The organism is Pseudomonas sp. NyZ480 (assembly GCF_029537255.1).
Taxonomy (GTDB): domain Bacteria; phylum Pseudomonadota; class Gammaproteobacteria; order Pseudomonadales; family Pseudomonadaceae; genus Aquipseudomonas; species Aquipseudomonas taiwanensis.
On record NZ_CP120626.1, the window covers coordinates 2,667,158 to 2,685,101 of the forward strand.

General features: G+C 63.3%; 12 protein-coding genes and 1 pseudogene. 9 read left to right on the plus strand and 4 right to left on the minus strand.

From position 1 onward, the window contains the following. The first annotated feature begins 81 nt into the window (after positions 1-81). Genes P3R38_RS12175 through asnB form a run of 7 tightly spaced genes read left to right on the plus strand, consistent with a single transcriptional unit; the run spans position 82 to position 8,019 of the window. Entirely contained in the window at positions 82-1,398 is a 1,317-nt protein-coding gene (locus P3R38_RS12175) for an AMP-binding protein (RefSeq protein WP_023380520.1), read from the plus strand. After that, the gene (locus P3R38_RS12180; RefSeq protein ID WP_104881786.1) at positions 1,395-3,110 is read left to right on the plus strand and encodes a prenyltransferase/squalene oxidase repeat-containing protein; all 1,716 of its coding nucleotides are present in this window, start codon (positions 1,395-1,397) and stop codon (positions 3,108-3,110) included. Before P3R38_RS12175 ends, P3R38_RS12180 begins: the two co-directional genes overlap by 4 nt. Before the next feature lie 9 nt (positions 3,111-3,119). Further along, positions 3,120-3,527: a hypothetical protein gene (locus P3R38_RS12185; RefSeq protein WP_023380523.1), complete on the plus strand. Its 408-nt coding sequence runs from the start codon at positions 3,120-3,122 to the stop codon at positions 3,525-3,527. Beyond that, the gene (locus P3R38_RS12190) at positions 3,524-3,808 is read left to right on the plus strand and encodes an acyl carrier protein (RefSeq protein WP_023380525.1); all 285 of its coding nucleotides are present in this window, start codon (positions 3,524-3,526) and stop codon (positions 3,806-3,808) included. The genes P3R38_RS12185 and P3R38_RS12190 overlap by 4 nt, the downstream gene beginning before the upstream one ends. After that, entirely contained in the window at positions 3,805-4,800 is a 996-nt protein-coding gene (locus P3R38_RS12195) for an acyl-CoA synthetase (protein ID WP_277687181.1), read from the plus strand. The genes P3R38_RS12190 and P3R38_RS12195 overlap by 4 nt, the downstream gene beginning before the upstream one ends. Beyond that, positions 4,787-6,172 carry an amidase gene (locus P3R38_RS12200; RefSeq protein WP_027906974.1) on the plus strand — a complete coding sequence of 462 codons (1,386 nt, stop codon included), beginning with the start codon at positions 4,787-4,789 and terminating at the stop codon, positions 6,170-6,172. Before P3R38_RS12195 ends, P3R38_RS12200 begins: the two co-directional genes overlap by 14 nt. Before the next feature lie 11 nt (positions 6,173-6,183). Beyond that, complete coding sequence (asnB, locus tag P3R38_RS12205; RefSeq protein ID WP_027906973.1) at positions 6,184-8,019, plus strand: asparagine synthase (glutamine-hydrolyzing); 1,836 nt, start codon at positions 6,184-6,186, stop codon at positions 8,017-8,019. Here asnB and P3R38_RS12210 read toward each other — a convergent pair. Further along, positions 8,008-8,979, minus strand: coding sequence for a LysR family transcriptional regulator (locus tag P3R38_RS12210; protein WP_023380532.1), 972 nt, complete (start codon positions 8,977-8,979; stop codon positions 8,008-8,010). The two genes, asnB and P3R38_RS12210, sit on opposite strands and share 12 nt — an antisense overlap. 175 nt (positions 8,980-9,154) lie before the next feature. Here P3R38_RS12210 and P3R38_RS12215 point away from each other — a divergent pair. After that, positions 9,155-9,739, plus strand: a pseudogene (locus P3R38_RS12215) (SDR family oxidoreductase); the annotation flags it as partial. An 87-nt stretch (positions 9,740-9,826) separates the two neighbouring features. Continuing rightward, a complete protein-coding gene (locus P3R38_RS12220; protein ID WP_277687211.1) occupies positions 9,827-10,879 on the plus strand; it encodes an SMP-30/gluconolactonase/LRE family protein in 1,053 nt (350 codons plus the stop codon). Between the two features lie 107 nt (positions 10,880-10,986). Here the strand turns inward: P3R38_RS12220 and P3R38_RS12225 are convergent, their stop codons facing one another. The 3 genes from P3R38_RS12225 to P3R38_RS12235 all read right to left on the minus strand — a co-directional run bounded on the left by P3R38_RS12225 (position 10,987) and on the right by P3R38_RS12235 (position 17,905). Continuing rightward, the gene (locus P3R38_RS12225; RefSeq protein WP_104881784.1) at positions 10,987-13,317 is read right to left on the minus strand and encodes an EAL domain-containing protein; all 2,331 of its coding nucleotides are present in this window, start codon (positions 13,315-13,317) and stop codon (positions 10,987-10,989) included. 81 nt (positions 13,318-13,398) lie between these two features. Beyond that, positions 13,399-14,385, minus strand: coding sequence for an SCO family protein (locus tag P3R38_RS12230; RefSeq protein WP_027906971.1), 987 nt, complete (start codon positions 14,383-14,385; stop codon positions 13,399-13,401). A 124-nt stretch (positions 14,386-14,509) separates the two neighbouring features. Beyond that, entirely contained in the window at positions 14,510-17,905 is a 3,396-nt protein-coding gene (locus P3R38_RS12235; protein WP_277687182.1) for a multicopper oxidase domain-containing protein, read from the minus strand. Between the last annotated feature and the right edge of the window lie 39 nt (positions 17,906-17,944).

The window sequence follows — 17,944 nt, forward strand, 5'->3', positions numbered from 1 at the left end:
CACCGCACTGTTGAATTAAGTATTTTACTTACCCTCCGCGCTCGCCAATTCTCGCCCCTGTTTTTTCCAGAGGGCGAGTCGATGCTAGTTCACAGCGACAAGGATTACGGCGTACTGAAGGACGCAGAACGCGAACTTCAGGTGCACATCGGGCGCATTCCCGACGCCGGTTTTTATGAGCGTAAATTGCAAGCCGCATGGACCAGGGCGCGCCAGAGTGCCCAGTACGCGAACATCGGCCACTACCAATTCTCGGCGTTCCAGCAACTGCCGCCGACCCCAAAAGCCTTGCTCAAAAGCCAACCGCTTCAATTCTGCACGGTGGCACTCAGCGAGGCCGCCAAGTACTACGCCACCACCGGCACCACCGGTGAGCCGACACCCACCCCACGGCTGAAACAGGACATCATCTGGAACGCCGTCAGCGTCGCCGGGCACTGGCGCGCGGTGCTGCAGCCCGGCACGCGGGTCGCCAGCCTGATGCCGTCGGATATCGTCCCGGTAGGCGACCTGATTGCCCATGTCTGTGAGTACCTGGACGTTTCCCATGTACGGCTTTACCCCTTCACCACCGGGATCACCGACTGGGAGCGGGTGTGCAAGACATTCGCCAGCTATCGCCCGACGGTGATGTTCATTGCTCCGGGCGTGCTGGTGCAACTGACACGCTTTCTGAAGCAGCGCGGGCTGCTGGAGGGTTTCGCTGAGTCGGTGCGCACGGTCATGCTGCTGGGTGAGGTCAATACCAGGCCATTGCGCGAACGCCTGGCCCGTGAATGGCGCTGCGATGTGTTCGACGCCAGTTATGGCAGTACCGAAACTGGGACGCTGGCAGTGGTGGGCGAAGATCAGCAGATGCGCCTGGCGACGGCGACCAACTATTTCGAACTGCTGCTGCCCGACGGGCAACTGGTGACGCCGGCCGAAGGCCTGACCGGGCGCTTGGTGGTCACGCCGCTCAACCTGTTCGCCCGCCCACTGTTGCGTCTGGACACCGGCGACAGCGTCACCATCACCGCGCCATGGATACCGGGCCAGGCCAGCCCGAGCGTGCTGGTCAACGGCCGGGACAGCGACACCGTGGTGGTGGCTGGTGCCGACCTGGATATCCGCGCGGTCGAAGAGGTGGTGTACGGCACTTGCAACGCCACCGGCTATGTCATCGAAATCGACCGCCAGGCCGATAGCGCCGCGCTGATCCTGGAACGTGACGTGGACTGGGACAGCGGCGCGGAACAACACCTGCAGGCTCAGTTGCTGGTGCGCTCGCAGCAGCGCATGGGGTTGCGTTGGAGCCGGGTGTTGTTCGTCAACAACCTGTCGGCCGTGAACAAGAGCGGCGCATCGCAAAAGAGTTGGAAGAAGACCAACCTGCGCTTCGTCGGAGGCCAGCCATGATCGGGCCACGGTTCCCCGAAGGGCATGGGCTGGCCAACGGTCAGCCGGACCTGTGGTGCACCTACGCAGCCATTCGCAGCCTCGCCTGGGTCGAGCGGTTGGACGCCGTGGACAGCCTCGCCCTGCAGCGCTACATCCAGTCCCGGCGCAACCGCGATGGCGGCTTTGCCTGGAGCAAAGGCATGCCGTCCGATGCATGGGCCACTTTCTATTGCACCCAGACACTCCAGGACCTGGGCATCGCCGTTGACCGATCCGAGGAAACCGCCCACTGGCTTCACAGCCTGTTCGACGGCGAGGCCTACGCCATGTGCCCAGGACAGACCGCAGACGTTTGGGCCACGCATTACGCCTTGCGCACCTTGATCGAGGTCTGTGCAGGCAAGGTGGCCGAGGTGCAGGCGCTGTACACCTGGCTGGGCGGTTTGCAGTGCGCCAATGGTGGTTTGAGCTGGTCCGCCGATTTCGCCCAACGCAACCACGCCGATACGCGGGCCTGCTTTTACGGGGTGATGGCGGCACGCGCCCTGGCAAGCCAAGGGTTGCCAGCACCTGATTGGAACATCGACAAGTTGATTGGCTGGCTGCAAGCCCAGCAGACGGATAGCGGCGGGTTTCGCTTCAGCGAGGCCGCCGACGTGCCGTGCCTGTGGGCGACCTACCGTGCCACAGCCAGCCTTGCGGTATTGCAGGCCGAGCCCTTGGGTCGCAGCGAATGCATTGCCTGGATCGCGTCCCTGGTAGGCCCGACGGGTGCTTTCGTGCGCTGGTCTGGTTACGACGGCGAGGATGTCTGGGCGGCGTTCTGCGCCGTGGGCACGCTCAAGGCCCTGAATGAACCCTTGGGACACCTTGCAGACGACGTGGCCAGGTTCATTGCCAGCCTGGCCGTGCCTGAAGGCGGCTACACCTACCGCCGTCAGGACGATGCCGCGGATGTGCTGACCACCGCGGCGGCCATACTCGGCGGCGCCTTGCCGCCTGCACGGCAAGCGGAGGCGCTGCGCTGGATCGAAGGCTGCCAGATGCCCAACGAGCCGGGGGTGATGTACATGCCCGGACGGGGTGCCGAAGTGCGTTGCAGCAACTGGGCCCTGGCGGCTGGCGCGTTCGCTGACTTGCCGGCATCGCGCGGGGCCATCGGCCAATGGCTGGCCACGCTGCAGAACCCTGACGGCGGCTTCGGTTTCTGGGAGGGGCGAGGCTCGGACATGGTCTCCACCGCATCGGCGGTGGCGGTGCTGCGGCAGCTGAACGACGACGCAGGCGTCGATCTGGCGCAGTTGGAGGCGTTCGTGGCCAGCTGCCGGCAGTCCGGCGGCCACGCAACCTACCCGCGCGGGCAGGCCACCTTGCGCGCTTCGCTGCAGGCGCTCGGTTGCCTGGCGTTCATTGGCCAGGATGTCAGGCAAGCGGTCATGCCATTGCTGGAGGCACACAAGGTACCCCAGGGCGGCTTCGCCAACCAGGGCCGGCGCATTCCGGACTTGCTCAGCACTTACCAGGCTATGGCGCTGATGAGCGATCTGGACATTACGTGCGACCTTGCGCACCTGCGCTTTTTCCTCGGCAAGATACGCAGCGAGCAGGGCTATGCCTGGTCGCCGCTGTACCTGCCTGGGCATGACGCGCTGTCGACCTGCCTGGGGCGGCTGCTGGAAGCCTTTGCCGAGGGCAAGCGCCAGCGCCTGCCCAACCTGTATTTGTCGTGAGGTGCGGCGATGCCAACCATCACCGTATCGAGCGCTGCGCTGCAACCTGTGGAACGCAAGCGTGTGGCCCTGGCGTGTACCCGGCAGCTCAAGCAGCTCGGGGCTGACCCGGCGCATTGCCTGGTGTTGTTCGAAACGTTGCCCCCGGGCCATGCCTTCAGTGCGGGCATGCCGTTGCCCAGTGCCGATCAGCACGGGGCGCCTTTGCAGTTTCACCTGCGTATCACGCTGTCGGTCGAGCGCGACCTGCAGCAACAACAGCGGTTGGCTCAGGGGCTGCACAGCTGTCTGCGCAGTGTGTACCCGAGCGCCTTCATCTACATCCACATCAACCTGATCGAGCCCGCGCAGGTGTACTACAGCGCTGGCCCGGAACTGATCAATGCCGACCACCGACAAGGAAGCACAGTCTCGTGACACACCACACCCATGAACACCGCATTCGCCAGGCCCTTGCGCAATTGCTCGGCCCGGAAGTCGAACTGATCGGTATGCGCGATAGCTTCCGCGAGTTTCTCGGCGAGCGTTTCGACAGCCTGATGGCGGTCGAGGTCGTTACCGTCATCGAGGCTACCTTTGGCTTCGAAGTGGATTACCTCAGCGACGATATTCGCTTCTGGTTCGAAACCCTAGAAAAGATGGACCAGTTCATCGGCCAGAAACTCGAAGACCAGTTGACCTTGCAGGCCGTCCAATGAGCGCCGACCACCTGTTCACGACCTCCGGCACAACCGCCGCCCCCCGTCAGTGGCTACGTAGCCAGGCGCAGATGGTCAGTGAAGCGGCGCTGATCTACGGCAAGTGGTCGCCAGCCGTTGGCGAGATCATCTCCTTCGCGCCGATCCGCCACAGCTACGGCATGATCCTCGGCCAGGTTGGCGCCCAGGTGATGAACGCACGCTTGCAAGTCTGCTCGCTCGAGCGCCAGCAGTTGCCGACGCTCGAGGGTGAAGGCGCGTGCGTGATCCTCGCCATTGCCAGCACTTGGCGGGTGTTGCCGATGTTGCTCAAGCAACTGGCCGACCGACGCCAGGTGCTGGTGGTGCACAGCGCTTCTGTACTGCCTCCAGGCGCGCTGGCCACGGTGCATCGCTTTGCGGGGCCGCAGGTCGGCTTCGTCGAGTTGTTGGGCTCTACCGAAACCGGTGCCATGGCCTACCGCGAGTTGCAGGGTACTAGCACGCCAGCGCAACCGTGGACGCTGTTGGACGATGTCACATTGTTCAGCCAGATAGGCGAGGTCGGCCCATTGGAGGTCGGCAGCTCGCGCATCGCGCGAGCGCACGGCGCCGATGCAGCCGCCGCCCGACATCTTTGCGATGACCTGGTCCAGCCACTGGATGCCCGGCGGCTGCTGTGGGTCGGTCGCGCCAGCAGCCTGATCAAGGTCAACGGTCTGCGTCTGGACCTGGCCAGCCTGGCCAGCGACCTCAGCCAGCGCCTGGAGTGCCCGGCCTTGGCCTGCGTACCGCGGCGCGATGCACTGCGCGCCGAAACCTTCGAGGTGCTGTACAGCTCCGGCACGCTCACCGAGCAGGCGGTGCTGAACGCCTTCGATCACCTGGCCCCCGGCCACCCGCGACCGGCCGCCGTACGTCGTGTCGTCGATCTCCCCCTGTCCGCCACCGGCAAGCCCCAGGTATGGGCCGCCTCATCTTCTGTCAAGGAATGCAAGCATGACCCACGCTAATACCCAAGACACCATCGCCCATTACTTCAATCACTGCGGCGCCGATGCCGCTATCGGCCGCGAGCAGCCGGAGTACCTGGCGCTGAGCCTGCGCAAGCGGCTCGAACTGCTGGAGCGCAACCCGGCGCTGGCCGCCGATTGGGCTGCGCAATATGAACAGTGGTGTACACATGCCGACAGCGATTACCGCTGCCTGACCAGCACGCGAGCGGTCATTGCCCCGTGGTTCCGCCTGGGTGTGAAGGACACCGTGGACGTCGCCGGGCTGCCGACCCGCCTTGGCCTGCGCAGCTACCGGCACTACCCCAAGCGCACCGCTCAGGCCCTGGTGTCCCTCGACCCCCGCATCGCACTGACCAGCAAGGTCGCCACCACCGAGCTCAACATCGGCTTCGGCGCGGGTTGTCGCAATCCGCATTTCCCGACGATCGATCCGTCCGGATCGAGCACCGGTTCCGCGGTCTCGGTCGCTGCTCGATTGTGCGACATCTCGCTGGGCACCGATGTGCTTGGTTCGGTGCGCTGGCCCGCGTCCCATTGCGGCATGATCGGCTTACGCATGACGCAGAAGGCCGAAAGCCTTGGCGGGGTGTTCCCGTTGTCGCCGCGCATGGATGCCCTGGGATGGGTCACCCGCAGCGCCGATGACCTGGACCTGCTGTTCCCGTTGCTGGGCCTGGAGCCTCTGCTGGGCGAGCAACTGCCCGTCAAGCCCCGCTACCGCATCGGTGTGCTGGAGCACGCCCTGGACCCGGCGCTGACCAGCACGGCGATGCTCGAGATGCTGGCCAAGGCGTGCAGCGCATTGGCCGACCTGGGCATGCCACCTTGCGAGGTGTCCATGCCTGAACTGTGGGCCCGACGGGGTGATGCCTGGCAGTTGTGCGCGCGTGACGCCTGGTTGGCCTCGGCGGCCTGGGCACGCCAATTCGATTGCGAACTGCACTGGTCGACCAACAGTGCCCTGGCGGTCGGGGCTGGGGTCAGTGACAGCGACTACCAGCGGATTCACCAGCACATGGACCAGGTGCGCGCTGGTATTGGCCCCTGGTTCGACAACGCCAAGGTGGACTTCGTGATCTTTCCCATGGATCCGAACCGGCCCTTCGACCGCCGTAACCCTCAGCCGGGCGACTCGACCATTCCATCGCCGGCCGATGAGGGTTACGCACAGAAAATCGGTTTCACCCCGCTGGCCAGCTTCAGTGGGCTTCCCGCGATCACTGTGCCGATCTGCGTCAGCGCCGACGGCAAGGCGCCGCTGGCCGTGCAGATCATGGGCCGGCGCGATAGCGAGCGGCAGTTGGTGGATATCGCCAAGCGCCTGCAAGCGCTGGTGGGCGCACTACCTACCCGTCGTCCCGTGGTGTAAGGAGTTCGCCTATGTGTGGAATCACAGGCTGGGTGGACTACACCCGCGACCTGACACATCAAACCTGCGTCCTTGGCGCCATGACCGAAACCCTGGCGTTGCGGGGGCCGGACGCCAGTGGCCACTGGCAACACCGCCATGCGCTGCTGGGCCATCGTCGGCTGGCGATCATCGACCTGAGCGGCGGTGTGCAACCGATGACCTACCGCTTCGCCAACGGCCAGGAGGTGGCGTTGGTATACACCGGCGAGGTCTATAACCATGACGCGCTGCGGGACCGTCTGCGCAGGGCGGGTCATGTCTTCGTCACACGCAGCGACACCGAAGTGGTGCTACACGCGTACCTGGAGTGGGGCGAGCGCTGCTGCGAGTACTTCAGCGGGATGTTCGCTTTCGCCCTGTTCGACGAGCGCGACGGCCACTGCCTGCTGGTACGTGACCGGCTGGGTGTCAAGCCGCTGTACTACGCGCACCACCAGCAAGGCCTGCTGTTCGGCTCCGAGAGCAAGGCGATCCTTGCCCACCCGGCATTCGAACGCGCGCTGGATGTGGTCGGCCTGGTGGACGCCCTAAGCCTGGCCCGTGGCACGCCCCGCACGGCCTTGCGCGGTATCGTCGAACTGCCGCCGGGGCACCGGTTGTCCTGGCGGCCCAACGGGCAGATGAAGGTCTGCCGCTATTGGCAATTGCAGCGACGCGAGCACCAGGACGACGTGTCGACCACCGTCGAACGCACCCGCGAGCTGCTGGCAAACGCCTTGGGCGAACAATTGCACGCGGACGTCCCGGTGTGCTCCCTGCTGTCCGGTGGGCTGGATTCCACGCTGCTCACCGCCCTGGCTCAGCAGCGCCTTTGGGCAGAGCAGGGCGGCAAGGTCAATTCGTTCTCGGTGGATTTCGTCGGCCAGGCCGAACAGTTCCAGGCCGATGCGTTTCGTCCCGAGCGCGACCAGCCCTACGCGTTGGCTGCCGCTGAGCACATCGGCAGCCGGCACCAGACCATCCTGATCGACAACCGCCAACTGGTCGCCGAGCAAGCACGTCTGGCGGTGTACCGCGCCAACGATTCGGCCGCCACGTTCGGCGACGTCGACACCTCGCTGTACCTGCTGTTCAAGGCGATTCGTGAGCACTCCACAGTGGCCATTTCCGGTGAAGCCGCGGACGAAGTATTCGGTGGTTACGCCTGGTTCCGAGACCCCCAGGCCATTGCCGCGCCGCGCTTGCCGTGGCTGTCACGCATGCAGTTGCTGCAAGCGGAGCTGATCAATCCGGAGTTCGACCGCTTGTGCAACTTCGCTGAACATCAGGACAACGTATACCGCCAGGCGCTGGAGGCGGTCGAGCACCTGACAGCGGATACGCCGCACGAGCGGCGCATGCGCGAGATCTGCCACCTGCACCTGCACCACTGGCTGCCGACTCTGCTCGACCGCAAGGACCGCCTGAGCATGGCGGCAAGCCTGGAAGTGCGTGTGCCGTTCACCGACCATGCCCTGGTGGAATACGTGTACAACGTACCCTGGTCGATCAAGGGCCATGGCGGTGAAGAGAAGTGGCTGCTCAAGCAGGCCGGTGCCGATCTGTTGCCGCCATCGGTGCTGGCCCGACGCAAGAGCCCGTACCCGACCTCGGCGAACCTGGCCTACGAGCGCTTCCTGCGGGAGCGCTCACGGCAACTGCTGAGCGACGTCGCCAGCCCGGTTTTCCAGATCATCGACCACCGTCGCCTGGCTTGCGAGCTGCAGCAGCCCCAGGGCTATTTCAACTCGCAGCTGCGACGCAACAACCTGGAAACGGCGTTGGCACTGGACACCTGGTTGCGTGAGTACGGGTTAACGGTGTAGTTCGCGCTGGTCGATGCCATCCAGGATGATCGGGTTCTGGATGGTGTCGCTGAAGCGCCGTGGCGCGCCGACATCGAGCATGGAAATAAAACTGCCCAGGGCGGGGGAGGCGTTCTGGATGTTCCAGTTCATGTACAGGCCCATGGTCGGAACGGGCTGGTCCTTGATCGGGCGGATCGGCCGGAAGTGCACGCGGTCGCGCAAGGTCGAATAGGCAATGGATTCGGGTACCAGGGCTACACCGAAACCACAGGCTACCAGGCCGATCAGGGTATGGATCTGCGCAGCTTCCTGGACGATTTTCGGATAGAAACCCGCCGATTCGCACAGGGCGATCAACTGACTGTGATAGCCGCTGCCCAGGGCCTGTGGGGTGAACACGAAGTCGTCTTCGGCGAAGTCGCGCAGGTCGACCACCGGCTGCGTCACCCGTGGGTGACTGGCCGGCAAGGCCATCACGATCTGCTCGTTCAGCAGCAGGCGTGACTCGATGGTGTCGGGCGGCATGGGGAGCTTGCGCATGAAGCCGATGTCGGCTTCGCCAGCCATCAGTGCCTTGGCCTGGGAGGCCGAAGGCATCTCGCGAATGGTCAGGCGCACGTTGGGGTACGTTTCGCGGAATCGTCGCAGCGTACTGAGCAAGGACTCGTAGTAGGCGATGGAAATGGCGGTGATGGTCAGCTTGCCGCAGATGCCTTCGGAGACATTACGGGCGTACTCGATGCCTTGTTCCAGTTCCTTGAGCGTGCGGTAGGCCGTTTCCAGGAAGGCCATGCCCGCTGCGGTGAGCTTGACCCCGCGCTTGTTGCGCAGGAACAGGCTGAAGCCCAGTTTTTCCTCAAGTCTGTTGATCGCCTGGCTCAGGGGTGGTTGCGCCATGTGCAGGCGGATGGCTGCTTTGTGAAAGTGCAACTCCTCAGCCACGGCAATGAACTGCCTGAGCAAACGTGTCTCGATCATTCTCCGTTCCTTCATCGAGCCGAACTGGTGCCAGCGGGGCTGCACCCCCAACCCTGCGAGGCGGCAATCATAGCTCGGCGTGATATCTCGCAGATATCAAAGTTGCATGCTTTTAATATTAAGTCATTGATTTTTTTATTGTTATCGTAAAAAGGAGCATCGAAAGGGCGCGATTATGCCGTTCACAGACCCATTCAAGAATAAAGTCGCCATCATCACCGGCGCAGCCCAGGGGTTGGGCCTGGCCTATGCCAAGGCCCTGGCCGAGTGCGGCGCACGGGTGGTGATCAGCGACCTTGGCACCGACCGTTCAGGTTGCGGACAAGACCTGACAGCCGTCAAGCGGGCGCTCGAAGCCCTGCAAGCGGCAGGACACCAGGCCGTCGCCCATGTCGGGCACCTGGAAAGCGAATCTGAATGTCAGCAATTGGTGGAACTGGCCATCGAGCATTTCGGCGGGCTGGACATCCTCATCCACAATGCTGGCTGGGTTGACTACCAGGGTATAGAAGTTCAGGAAGAAGCGTTTCTGCAACGTGCGCTGGGCATCAGCGTGCATGCGCCCGTCTGGCTGGCCAAGCATGCCTGGAAGTACCTCAAGCGCTCCCACGCACCGCGGGTGGTGCTGACCACCTCGGACCGCGCCATGTACCAACGCTATGCCCAGCCGGGCCTGGTGGCGTACTCGGCGGGCAAGATGGCCCAGATTGGCATCATGAACGCCTTGAGCATGGAAGGCCTGGAGCACGGTATTCTGGTCAACACGGTGTCTCCGGTGGCCAAGACCCGCATGTGGGGCGTAACGCAGCCACCGGAAGAACTCAAGCCCGAATGGGTTACCCCAGGCGTGCTCTACCTGGCCAGTGATCTGTGCCGCGATACCGGCTACATCCTTAGGGCCAGCAACGGCCAGTTCACCGCAACGCGATTCAGCGAGAACAGCGGTGTCAGCTACCCCAGGGACCTAGCGCGGGTCGAGGCTGCCAGCCTGGCGGAAGTGGCCGAGCGCTGGAGTCGCATCAAGGAGTGCCACTACCTGCCGGTCAAGGTCGCCAATACCCGTGCAGACCTCGGCGAAAGCCCGGTCTGGGATGCGCAAAGCGGTGCCTTGTACTATGTCGACATTTCCGACGGCTGCATCAACCGGCTGACCCGTGACGGCGAAGTGGAACGGCTCTACGAATCGGCGGCACGCATCGGCGCGCTGTCGTTGACCGACCAGGACAACCTGATCTTCACCGAGGATGCCAGCGTGGCCATCCTGGATGTGGCCGAGCGCAAGGTGCGGCGGTATTCCAGCCCCGTGCATCATCGTCCAAGCTACCGTTTCAACGATGGTGCCTGCGACCCGCAGGGGCGTTTCGTCACCGGATTGATGGATGAAGGCCCGAGCGGCAAGACCGGCGTGCTGTACCGTTTCGACCAAAAGCTCAGCGCGCAGATCCTGCTCGATGGCTTGGCGCTGCCCAACGGCCTGGCCTGGTCGGAAGATGGCCGCACGGTGTATTTCGTGGACTCGGCTGCCCGGGCCATTTACCGTGCCGAGTACATGCGCGAGGGCCGCCTTGGTCAGTACACGTTGTTCGCCGAAACGCCTGCCGAGCTGGGGCGTCCGGATGGCATCGCGCTGGACCGTGAAGGCGGCTTGTGGGTGTGCCAGTTCAATGGCAGCTGCCTGCTGCACTATGACCGCGACGGTTACCTGACCGATCAGGTCAGCATGCCGGTGCCGCGTCCGACCAGTTGCTGCTTCGGCGGGGAAGACCTGGACACCCTGTACATCACCACCGCACGGTTCGGCATGACCCCGGCCGAGCTGCGGCATTACCCCGATGCCGGTGACCTTTATGCAATCCGACCGGAAGTCGGGGGCATCCGTCGTTTCACGTTCACGGAATGAGGTGGTCGAATTCGTGCAGCGTAGGTGGCCCTTTCGCGGCACAAGGGCGCTCGTGCGCGGTACTTGTAGGTGCTGGCTTGCCAGCGATGAGGCCAGCCCAAGCTTGCTTACAGGTACTGCAGCGTCTTTTCCTCCCGGCCATTGAACGGCGGGTATACGCGCAACTGCGTCGGCGACAACGGTCGACTGAAGTGGTAGCCCTGGGCGATGTCGCAGCCAGCAAGCTTAAGGCACACCACCTGTTCGCGGGTCTCGACGCCCTCGGCCACCACCTCGAGCCCCAGGCGCTTGGCGAGGATGATGGTGGAGGAAACGATCGGGCTGTCATCGTGGCTGTTGGACAATGGAGCGATCAACGAGCGGTCGATCTTGAGCTTGCTCAAGGGCAGTGACTGCAGGTGGGCGAAGCCCGCATAACCCCGTCCGAAATCATCCAGGCTGATGCCCAGGCCCGCCCGGCGCAGTCGGTGCAGGTGGTCGACTGCCGTGCCTTCGGAATCAAGCACGGTGGTTTCCGTGATTTCCAGTTCCAGCCGCTGCGGGGCAATGCCGTAGCGCTGCAGCTTGGACAGCAGGCGTGAGCTGAAATCGGGCTGGCGCAATTGCAGCGCCGATACGTTCACCGCAAGCCGCGTATCGCGACCCTGGACCATCCATTGCGCCAATGCTTCGCAGGCCAGGCGAATCACTTCCCAACCCAGTTCGACGATGAACCCGCTGCGCTCCGCCACGCCGATGAACCGGTCCGGGTAGAGCAGGCCGAATTCCGGGTGCTCCCAACGTACCAGTGCTTCGTACCCCTGCACCTGGTGTGTATCGAGACGAATTTGAGGTTGGTAGTGCAGCACGAACTGGCGCCCGGCCAATGCTGTGCCGAACGCCTGCTCCAGGGTGAAGGCCTGGATATCCGAGAGGTTCAGCGAAGGGTCGAAGAATCGGTACTGGGCGCGTCCGGCCTGCTTGGCCGAATACATCGCCGCGTCGGCGCTGCGGATCAGGCTGTCGATGTCCTGGCCATCGCGCGGGCAGATGCTGACCCCGACACTGGGGCTGGTGTTGACCTCCTGGCCGTCCAGGGCATACGTGGCCGACAGTTTCTGCACCAGGCTGCGCACCCAGGCGTCGATCTGCTCTTCACTGCGTTCACCGGCCAGTAACACCACGAACTCGTCGCCGCCGAATCGCGAGGCTTCATCCCCGGGCTCCAGCAGGCGCTGGATACGCCCAGCCACGGCCTGCAACAAGAGGTCGCCGATCTTGTGCCCGAGCGAATCGTTGATCGACTTGAAGCGGTCCATGTCGATGAACAGGATCGCCATCAGCCGTCGCTTGCCGCGCTGGCGAGTCAGGGCCTGGCTCGCCACTTCGACGAACTGGCGGCGGTTGTGCAGGCCGCTGAGGTGGTCGGTGGCCGCTGCATGGCTGCTGCGGCGGTGTTCCTCTTCAAGGCGGCCGATCAGTTGCTGGTTGACCTGCTGGGCATGCTCCAGAGCGGTGAATGCCTCTTGGCGCTTGCGCAGCAGGCGCAAGCTCCAGGCAAGGCCGGCGAGGATCATCAGGGTCATACTCATATTCAGCCAGAACTGGCGCGTATAGGCCTGTGCCGAGGGCGTGAGAATTTCATCCTCGCGCTGGGTGACCACTACGCTGAAACCCCGCTCGGCGACGCGTCGGTACAGGCTCTGGTAGGGGTGGCCGAAGGCATACTGAGTCAACTGGCCAGACTCTTGGGCAGTCTTCGGCAAGCCTGGCATCAGTGTATCGCTGGCCATCACCAACCCGCTGGTGTCGATGCGCAACCGTTCTTGTCCGTCGTCCTGGAGCAAGCGCAGCAGGCCGGTGCTGCCCAAATCGATGTGCTGGAACAATACCGCCAGGTAGCCGATATCCAGGTGAATCACCAGGATGCTGTCGATCTCGCGCCCGGGCAGGTCGGTCAGCGGTAGCAGGAAGGGCAAGCGCCAGTTGGGCATGCCGTTGGGGTCGCTGCCTGGGGTTATGCGCGGCAAAAACGGTTTGAATCCGTACTGGGCGACATGGACCTTGAGCTGTTGCAGCCAGTCCTCGGGCAACTGAGGGGGCTCGTCGGGCTGGCTGGAGGACAACAGCTGACCGCGCCGGTCGTAAAGGCTCATGCGTTTGAACACCGGGTCTTCGGCGAGGATTCGCGCCAGGCTGAAGCTCCCTTGACGCAGCGCTTTGATGTCGTCCTGGGTAACCCTGCCGACCGCTTGGGCACGGTCAACCAACTGGCGCAGGCTTTCGCTGACGATGCTGGCCAGGTTCAGGTGCTCGGCGGCCTTGGCTGACAGCGCATCCTGGCGCGAGGCTGCTTTCTGGCTGACATGCAGCCCCCAGAGGAACGCCAGTGTAGCGGCACAGAGCATCAGGATCAGCAGGCGCAACAGGCCTGCTGACGAGAGAGAACGGCGTATCACTGCTGGTAGTCCCGACCCTGGGTGAAGCTCGGAAAAATACGACAGTCAGATGACAAGCTCATGACTAGTGGCTATTGGCCTCTAGGGCTTTCCCTTGTCCGCGAGGGGCGACTGAACGCGCGCGGTCTCTTCTTCCAGGTAAGCCAGCACCGCGTCTACCTCGGCCTCGCCAAGACGCATGTTGGGCATCGCCAGGCGGTTGTATTGCTCGTACAGGAGCAGGGCCAAAGGATCCTTTTCGGCGAGCATCCGGTCGGGCTCTTTCAGCCAGCGGGCCAGCCAGCGCGGGTCGCGTTGGCGGGTCACGCCGAGCAGGTCAGGCCCGATACCGGGCAAGCCGCCGGGTTCGGCATTGCCCACCGAATGGCAGGAGGAGCAGCGTGTGCGGAATATCTGCTCACCACTGCTGGGCGGACGAACCGCCGGGGCATTGGCGTAATCGTTGTGCATGCTGCTGGCCTGCTTCCAGTTGTGCAGGCTGTTGCCCAGACGATCGGCCAGGATGTAGGGGCTTTCGAAGGGCGAGGCTTTCATCCAGCGGCCGGTGGCCTGGTTGCCAATGATCAGGCTCAGGTTGTGGTCTTTGGAGCGACCGTTTTCCAGCCCTTCTATATACAGGCCAAGGCTGCGGCGCAGTCTTTCGATGTCCTCGGGTTGCCCGGTTAGCAGGGTCCAGCCGGGGCCGATACCGAACTTCTCGGCATAGCGCTTGAGCGTCTCGGGGGTGTCGTTGTAAGGGTCGATGCTGATGGAGTACAGGAAGATGTCCTTACCCACCCGGTCGCCAAGGATTTTCTGTACTTGGCGCAACCTGGCGGTTTCCACGGGGCAGGAGTCCGAGCAGCCGGTGAAGATGAAATTGATGGCGACCACCTTGTCCTTGATCAGGTCGTCGAAGAAGCGAACGGCCTGGCCGTCCTGGGTCACCAATAGGGTATTGGGAAAGTAGTCGGCGCCCCATGGCGTGGTGGTTTGGGCTTGAGCCTGGCGGGTAGGTTGCACGGGCCAGAAATGAACGCTGGCGGCGAACAGCGAAAGTGCGAGGAGTACACGCCATGAGCTTGTCATGATGCAGCCCTTCTTCAGTGGGAAAGGAAGTGCCTCGCGACGCTGCCTGCGGACACCGCGCGCACCTGTGCGAGCAGCCTCGTACCGCGAACGGGGCGCGAAGCGCCCCCATGCGATTAACGATTCAACGGATACTCACCGGCACCGTCACGCTCTGCCCCAGTGCCGACCGCACGGTCGCCGTCGCGGGTGTGGCGGGCCCATTGCCAGTGGTTGTGACCGACACCCGCCAGCGCGCCCCCGTCCCCGAAGTGCTCAGTGTCGCTGCACCCAGGTTCAGCGGTCCGGCGGTAGTGGCGACCGACACCGTGATGCTGTTGTTGGCCGCCACCGAGGTGGTGCCGGACAGCTCCCAGGTATAGCGATTGTTGCTGCGTACTTGCACGGTTGCGCTGCTGACCTGGATCTCGTCAGCGACCGCTGGAGGGCTCACGGCAATGTTCACGGTCGCAGGCACCACCGATTCCGCCCCCTTGGCGTCACGCGCGGCATAGGTGAAGCTGGCGGTAAATGACGTGGTAACCGTGGTTGGTGGGGTGTAGGTCACCTGCGTGCCATCGGTGCTGACCGAGCCTTTGCCTGAGTCGGGCTGGCTCAGGCCGACCACCGTCAGCGGCAGATTGCCCTCAGGGTCGGTGTCATTGGCCAGGACGTTGAGCACGATAGGCTTACCAGCCGCGGTTGCAGCGCTGTCGTTCACTGCCATGGGGGGCTTGTTGCTGGTGTCATCGCCGTTGCTGCTGCTTGCGTTGCGGAAGGTTGGCAGGCCAACCGACGCGACATACTGCACACCGTCCCAACCGGGTAGCGGGGTTGGCATCACCTGGAACTGGCCCGGATGCTCGATGTCCCACCGCAGCAGCATCGAGGAGTCCTCATGCTGAGTGTTATGGCAGTGTTCCATGTAGGTGCCGGCGAACTCACGGAAACGAATGGCCATTTCCACCTCTTCCGAAGAGTCGGCGTCCGGGCCGATACGGTAAACGTCCTTACGTGCCCATTTTTCCCATTCTGGTGGCGCTTTGCCGTCGCGACTGAGAATGACGCCTTCTTCGAAGTGAACGTGTACCGGGTGGCTCCAGCCGTTGCCGCCATTCTTGATCTTCCACACCTCGAGGGTTCCGTCGCCGCTGAAGCCGCCCTGGGTCGCCTCGCTGGCCAATTGAGCGGCGGCAGTGATGCGCCGTGGGTCCATGCTGAAACCGAAGCCACCATCGGTCTTGATGGTCCATGGCTTGGTATCGGTGCCGTCGGATCGGCCGAAGATGAACTCACGGTGCCGGGCGGTCTTGATCTTGTCCTGGTCGGCGATGGCGTTGCGGTCCAGCGGCAGCGGGATCATCTTCAGGCCTTCGGCCTTGCCTGGCTTGGCCGGCTCATAGGCGGTAGGGTCCATGCTCACGTCTTGGCCGGTATACGGCTGCACCAGCAGTTGCAGGAACTTGCCGACCACAGGGTCGCCCCTGTCCCACTCAGGCCCGTTGCTGGTCTGCTTGATCACGGCCTTGTACTTCTCGGACAGCACATCGGCCAGCGAAATGGCCTGCTTGGGGCCCTTGCCGGTTTCGTGCTCCATCAGATTGACGAAGTACAGCTTGTCACCGGCCTTGATGCCGTTCCTGGCGAAGTTGATGATGATGTCGTAGCGTTCTGCGATGCCTTGCAGTGGGAGGATGCCGTTGTTGTCCTGGCGGTCGCCGTCGCCATTGAGGTCCATGGTGCCGTCGAAGGGTACGGCGTGTTCCATGATGTTGCCGTCGTTGGCGATCATGTGGAACGGCACCCGCGCGTAGGAGATGTTCGAGCCGGTCGGCCCTTTGAACTCGCCACTGGTGCCGGCGATTTCACGCACCACGGCAAACTTGAAGTAGCGAGATACCGAGCCGTTGAGGATACGGAAGCGATAACTGCGAGCGCGGACCTTGAGCTTGGGCTGGTACTGCCAGTTGACGAGGATCTGGTCACCCAGGAAACCGTCGGTGTTGAACGGGTTGAACCACAACTGGCCGTTGTCGTCCCAGGCCTTGTCGGCCACTACCAGGTTGATGTCGTAGTCACGGTTGCCCCAAGGCATGGCCGAGCCGCTGGGGAAGCGCAGGTTGACGCCGTCCTGCAAAGCCTCGTTGCCCCGGTCCAGGGCGCTGTAGTAGTTCATCATCACGGCGTTGCCTTTGTAGACGTTCTGTGCCGTGAAATCCATCATGTGGTCGTGGAACCAGTGGGTGCTCATGGTTTCACGCCAGTCACCGCGAATCTTGATGCTGCCGTTTTCGCAGGTCTTCAGGCCAGGCGATGCGTCGTTGACGAACAAGGTTTCGCCGGGCGAGCAGGGGAAAGCCGCACGTGGGTCCTGGGCGCGGGTGTTGATGGTGTCGTAGCCCGCCAACTGTATCGGCCAGCGATAGTCGTAGTACTGGCCGGGGAAGAAGTAGGCATTGGCAAAGCCGTCGCTTTCGGCCGGGGAGTGACCATTGTGCTCATGGGTCGAGATGGTGTGCAGGCCGAATCCGCCATTGGCCGACGGGTCGATCGGCAGCGCATTGTAGTGGCGCATGATGATGGGCTGCCCATACCGGACCATCAGCAGTTTCGGTGGGAAGGTACCGTCGAAGGTCCACAATGACTTGTGGTTCTGCAATGGAAAATTGGGATGAAAGCGGGTGTCGATCCCCTTGGTGGTACCGAGCGTGGTAGGGATGTCCGAGGTCTGGTAATACAGCCCGCCGGGGCCGAACTCGCCGACGGCATAATTGTGCATCTGCTTGCGGTCGCGCAGCCCCTGGTTGATACGGGCACCGGCCTGAGCAGTCTTGAAGCCAGCCTGGGGATAGAACTCGTTCCAGCGCTGGTGCGACCAGCCTTTTCCTGGTGGGCGGCCTTCAGCCGGCGAGCCGATCGGTTGGCGATTGAGAAACATCTCGATCTGCGCTTTCCAGGGGTTGCGGTCGAGGGTGTTCGAATACTGGGTGGGGAACGGGTACAGGCCTGGCTGCTTGAGGAAGGCTTCCAGGGCGTTGCCGTTCGGGCTGCTGCGGGCGACGATGTTGGGGTCCTGTGCCGGCGCCTGGCCGAGCGTGGGGACCGGAAAAGTGAGCGTCGGCGGCGGCAAGGTAGGGTCGAGTTTTTCCGGGCCGAATTCCTCGAACAGCAGTAACTGCTGGGTGAAGGGTTGGGCGCCGAACAGCGGACTTGGCTTGCCATTGGTCGGGTAGTTGCGCGAGGTCTGCTGGGCAGGCTGCAACACGTTGTCGATACGTACCGTGTTGCGGTCGCCGTACATGCCGTCCTTGAGTTCAAGAGCACCTTCGTTGGCTTCCGGCATGGTGTCCAGGTTGAGCAAGGCCTGGGTAGGGTCTGCTGGCTGGTCGGTATAGGCCGAGGCGTCCGTGGGGGGCGGCTGGCTCACATCATCCATCGAAGCGGCCAGGGCCGAGGCTAGTCCGAGGCCAAGCATCAGCGCAGTGACTGATGACAGCCTGAACGCAGGGTTGCAGGGACTGACCACGGCTTGTTTTTTCATGGTGTAAAGCCTCGCTCGCGGCTAAATGGCCTGGGGCCA

Excerpts from the sequence above, each read along its gene's own strand:
- P3R38_RS12235 (WP_277687182.1), bottom strand. The coding sequence starts at position 17,905 with ATGAAAAAACAAGCCGTGGTCAGTCCCTGCAACCCTGCGTTCAGGCTG.
- P3R38_RS12185 (WP_023380523.1), top strand. The coding sequence starts at position 3,120 with ATGCCAACCATCACCGTATCGAGCGCTGCGCTGCAACCTGTGGAACGC.
- P3R38_RS12210 (WP_023380532.1), bottom strand. The coding sequence starts at position 8,979 with ATGATCGAGACACGTTTGCTCAGGCAGTTCATTGCCGTGGCTGAGGAG.
- P3R38_RS12175 (WP_023380520.1), top strand. The coding sequence starts at position 82 with ATGCTAGTTCACAGCGACAAGGATTACGGCGTACTGAAGGACGCAGAA.
- P3R38_RS12195 (WP_277687181.1), top strand. The coding sequence starts at position 3,805 with ATGAGCGCCGACCACCTGTTCACGACCTCCGGCACAACCGCCGCCCCC.
- P3R38_RS12230 (WP_027906971.1), bottom strand. The coding sequence starts at position 14,385 with ATGACAAGCTCATGGCGTGTACTCCTCGCACTTTCGCTGTTCGCCGCC.
- P3R38_RS12180 (WP_104881786.1), top strand. The coding sequence starts at position 1,395 with ATGATCGGGCCACGGTTCCCCGAAGGGCATGGGCTGGCCAACGGTCAG.
- asnB (WP_027906973.1), top strand. The coding sequence starts at position 6,184 with ATGTGTGGAATCACAGGCTGGGTGGACTACACCCGCGACCTGACACAT.
- P3R38_RS12200 (WP_027906974.1), top strand. The coding sequence starts at position 4,787 with ATGACCCACGCTAATACCCAAGACACCATCGCCCATTACTTCAATCAC.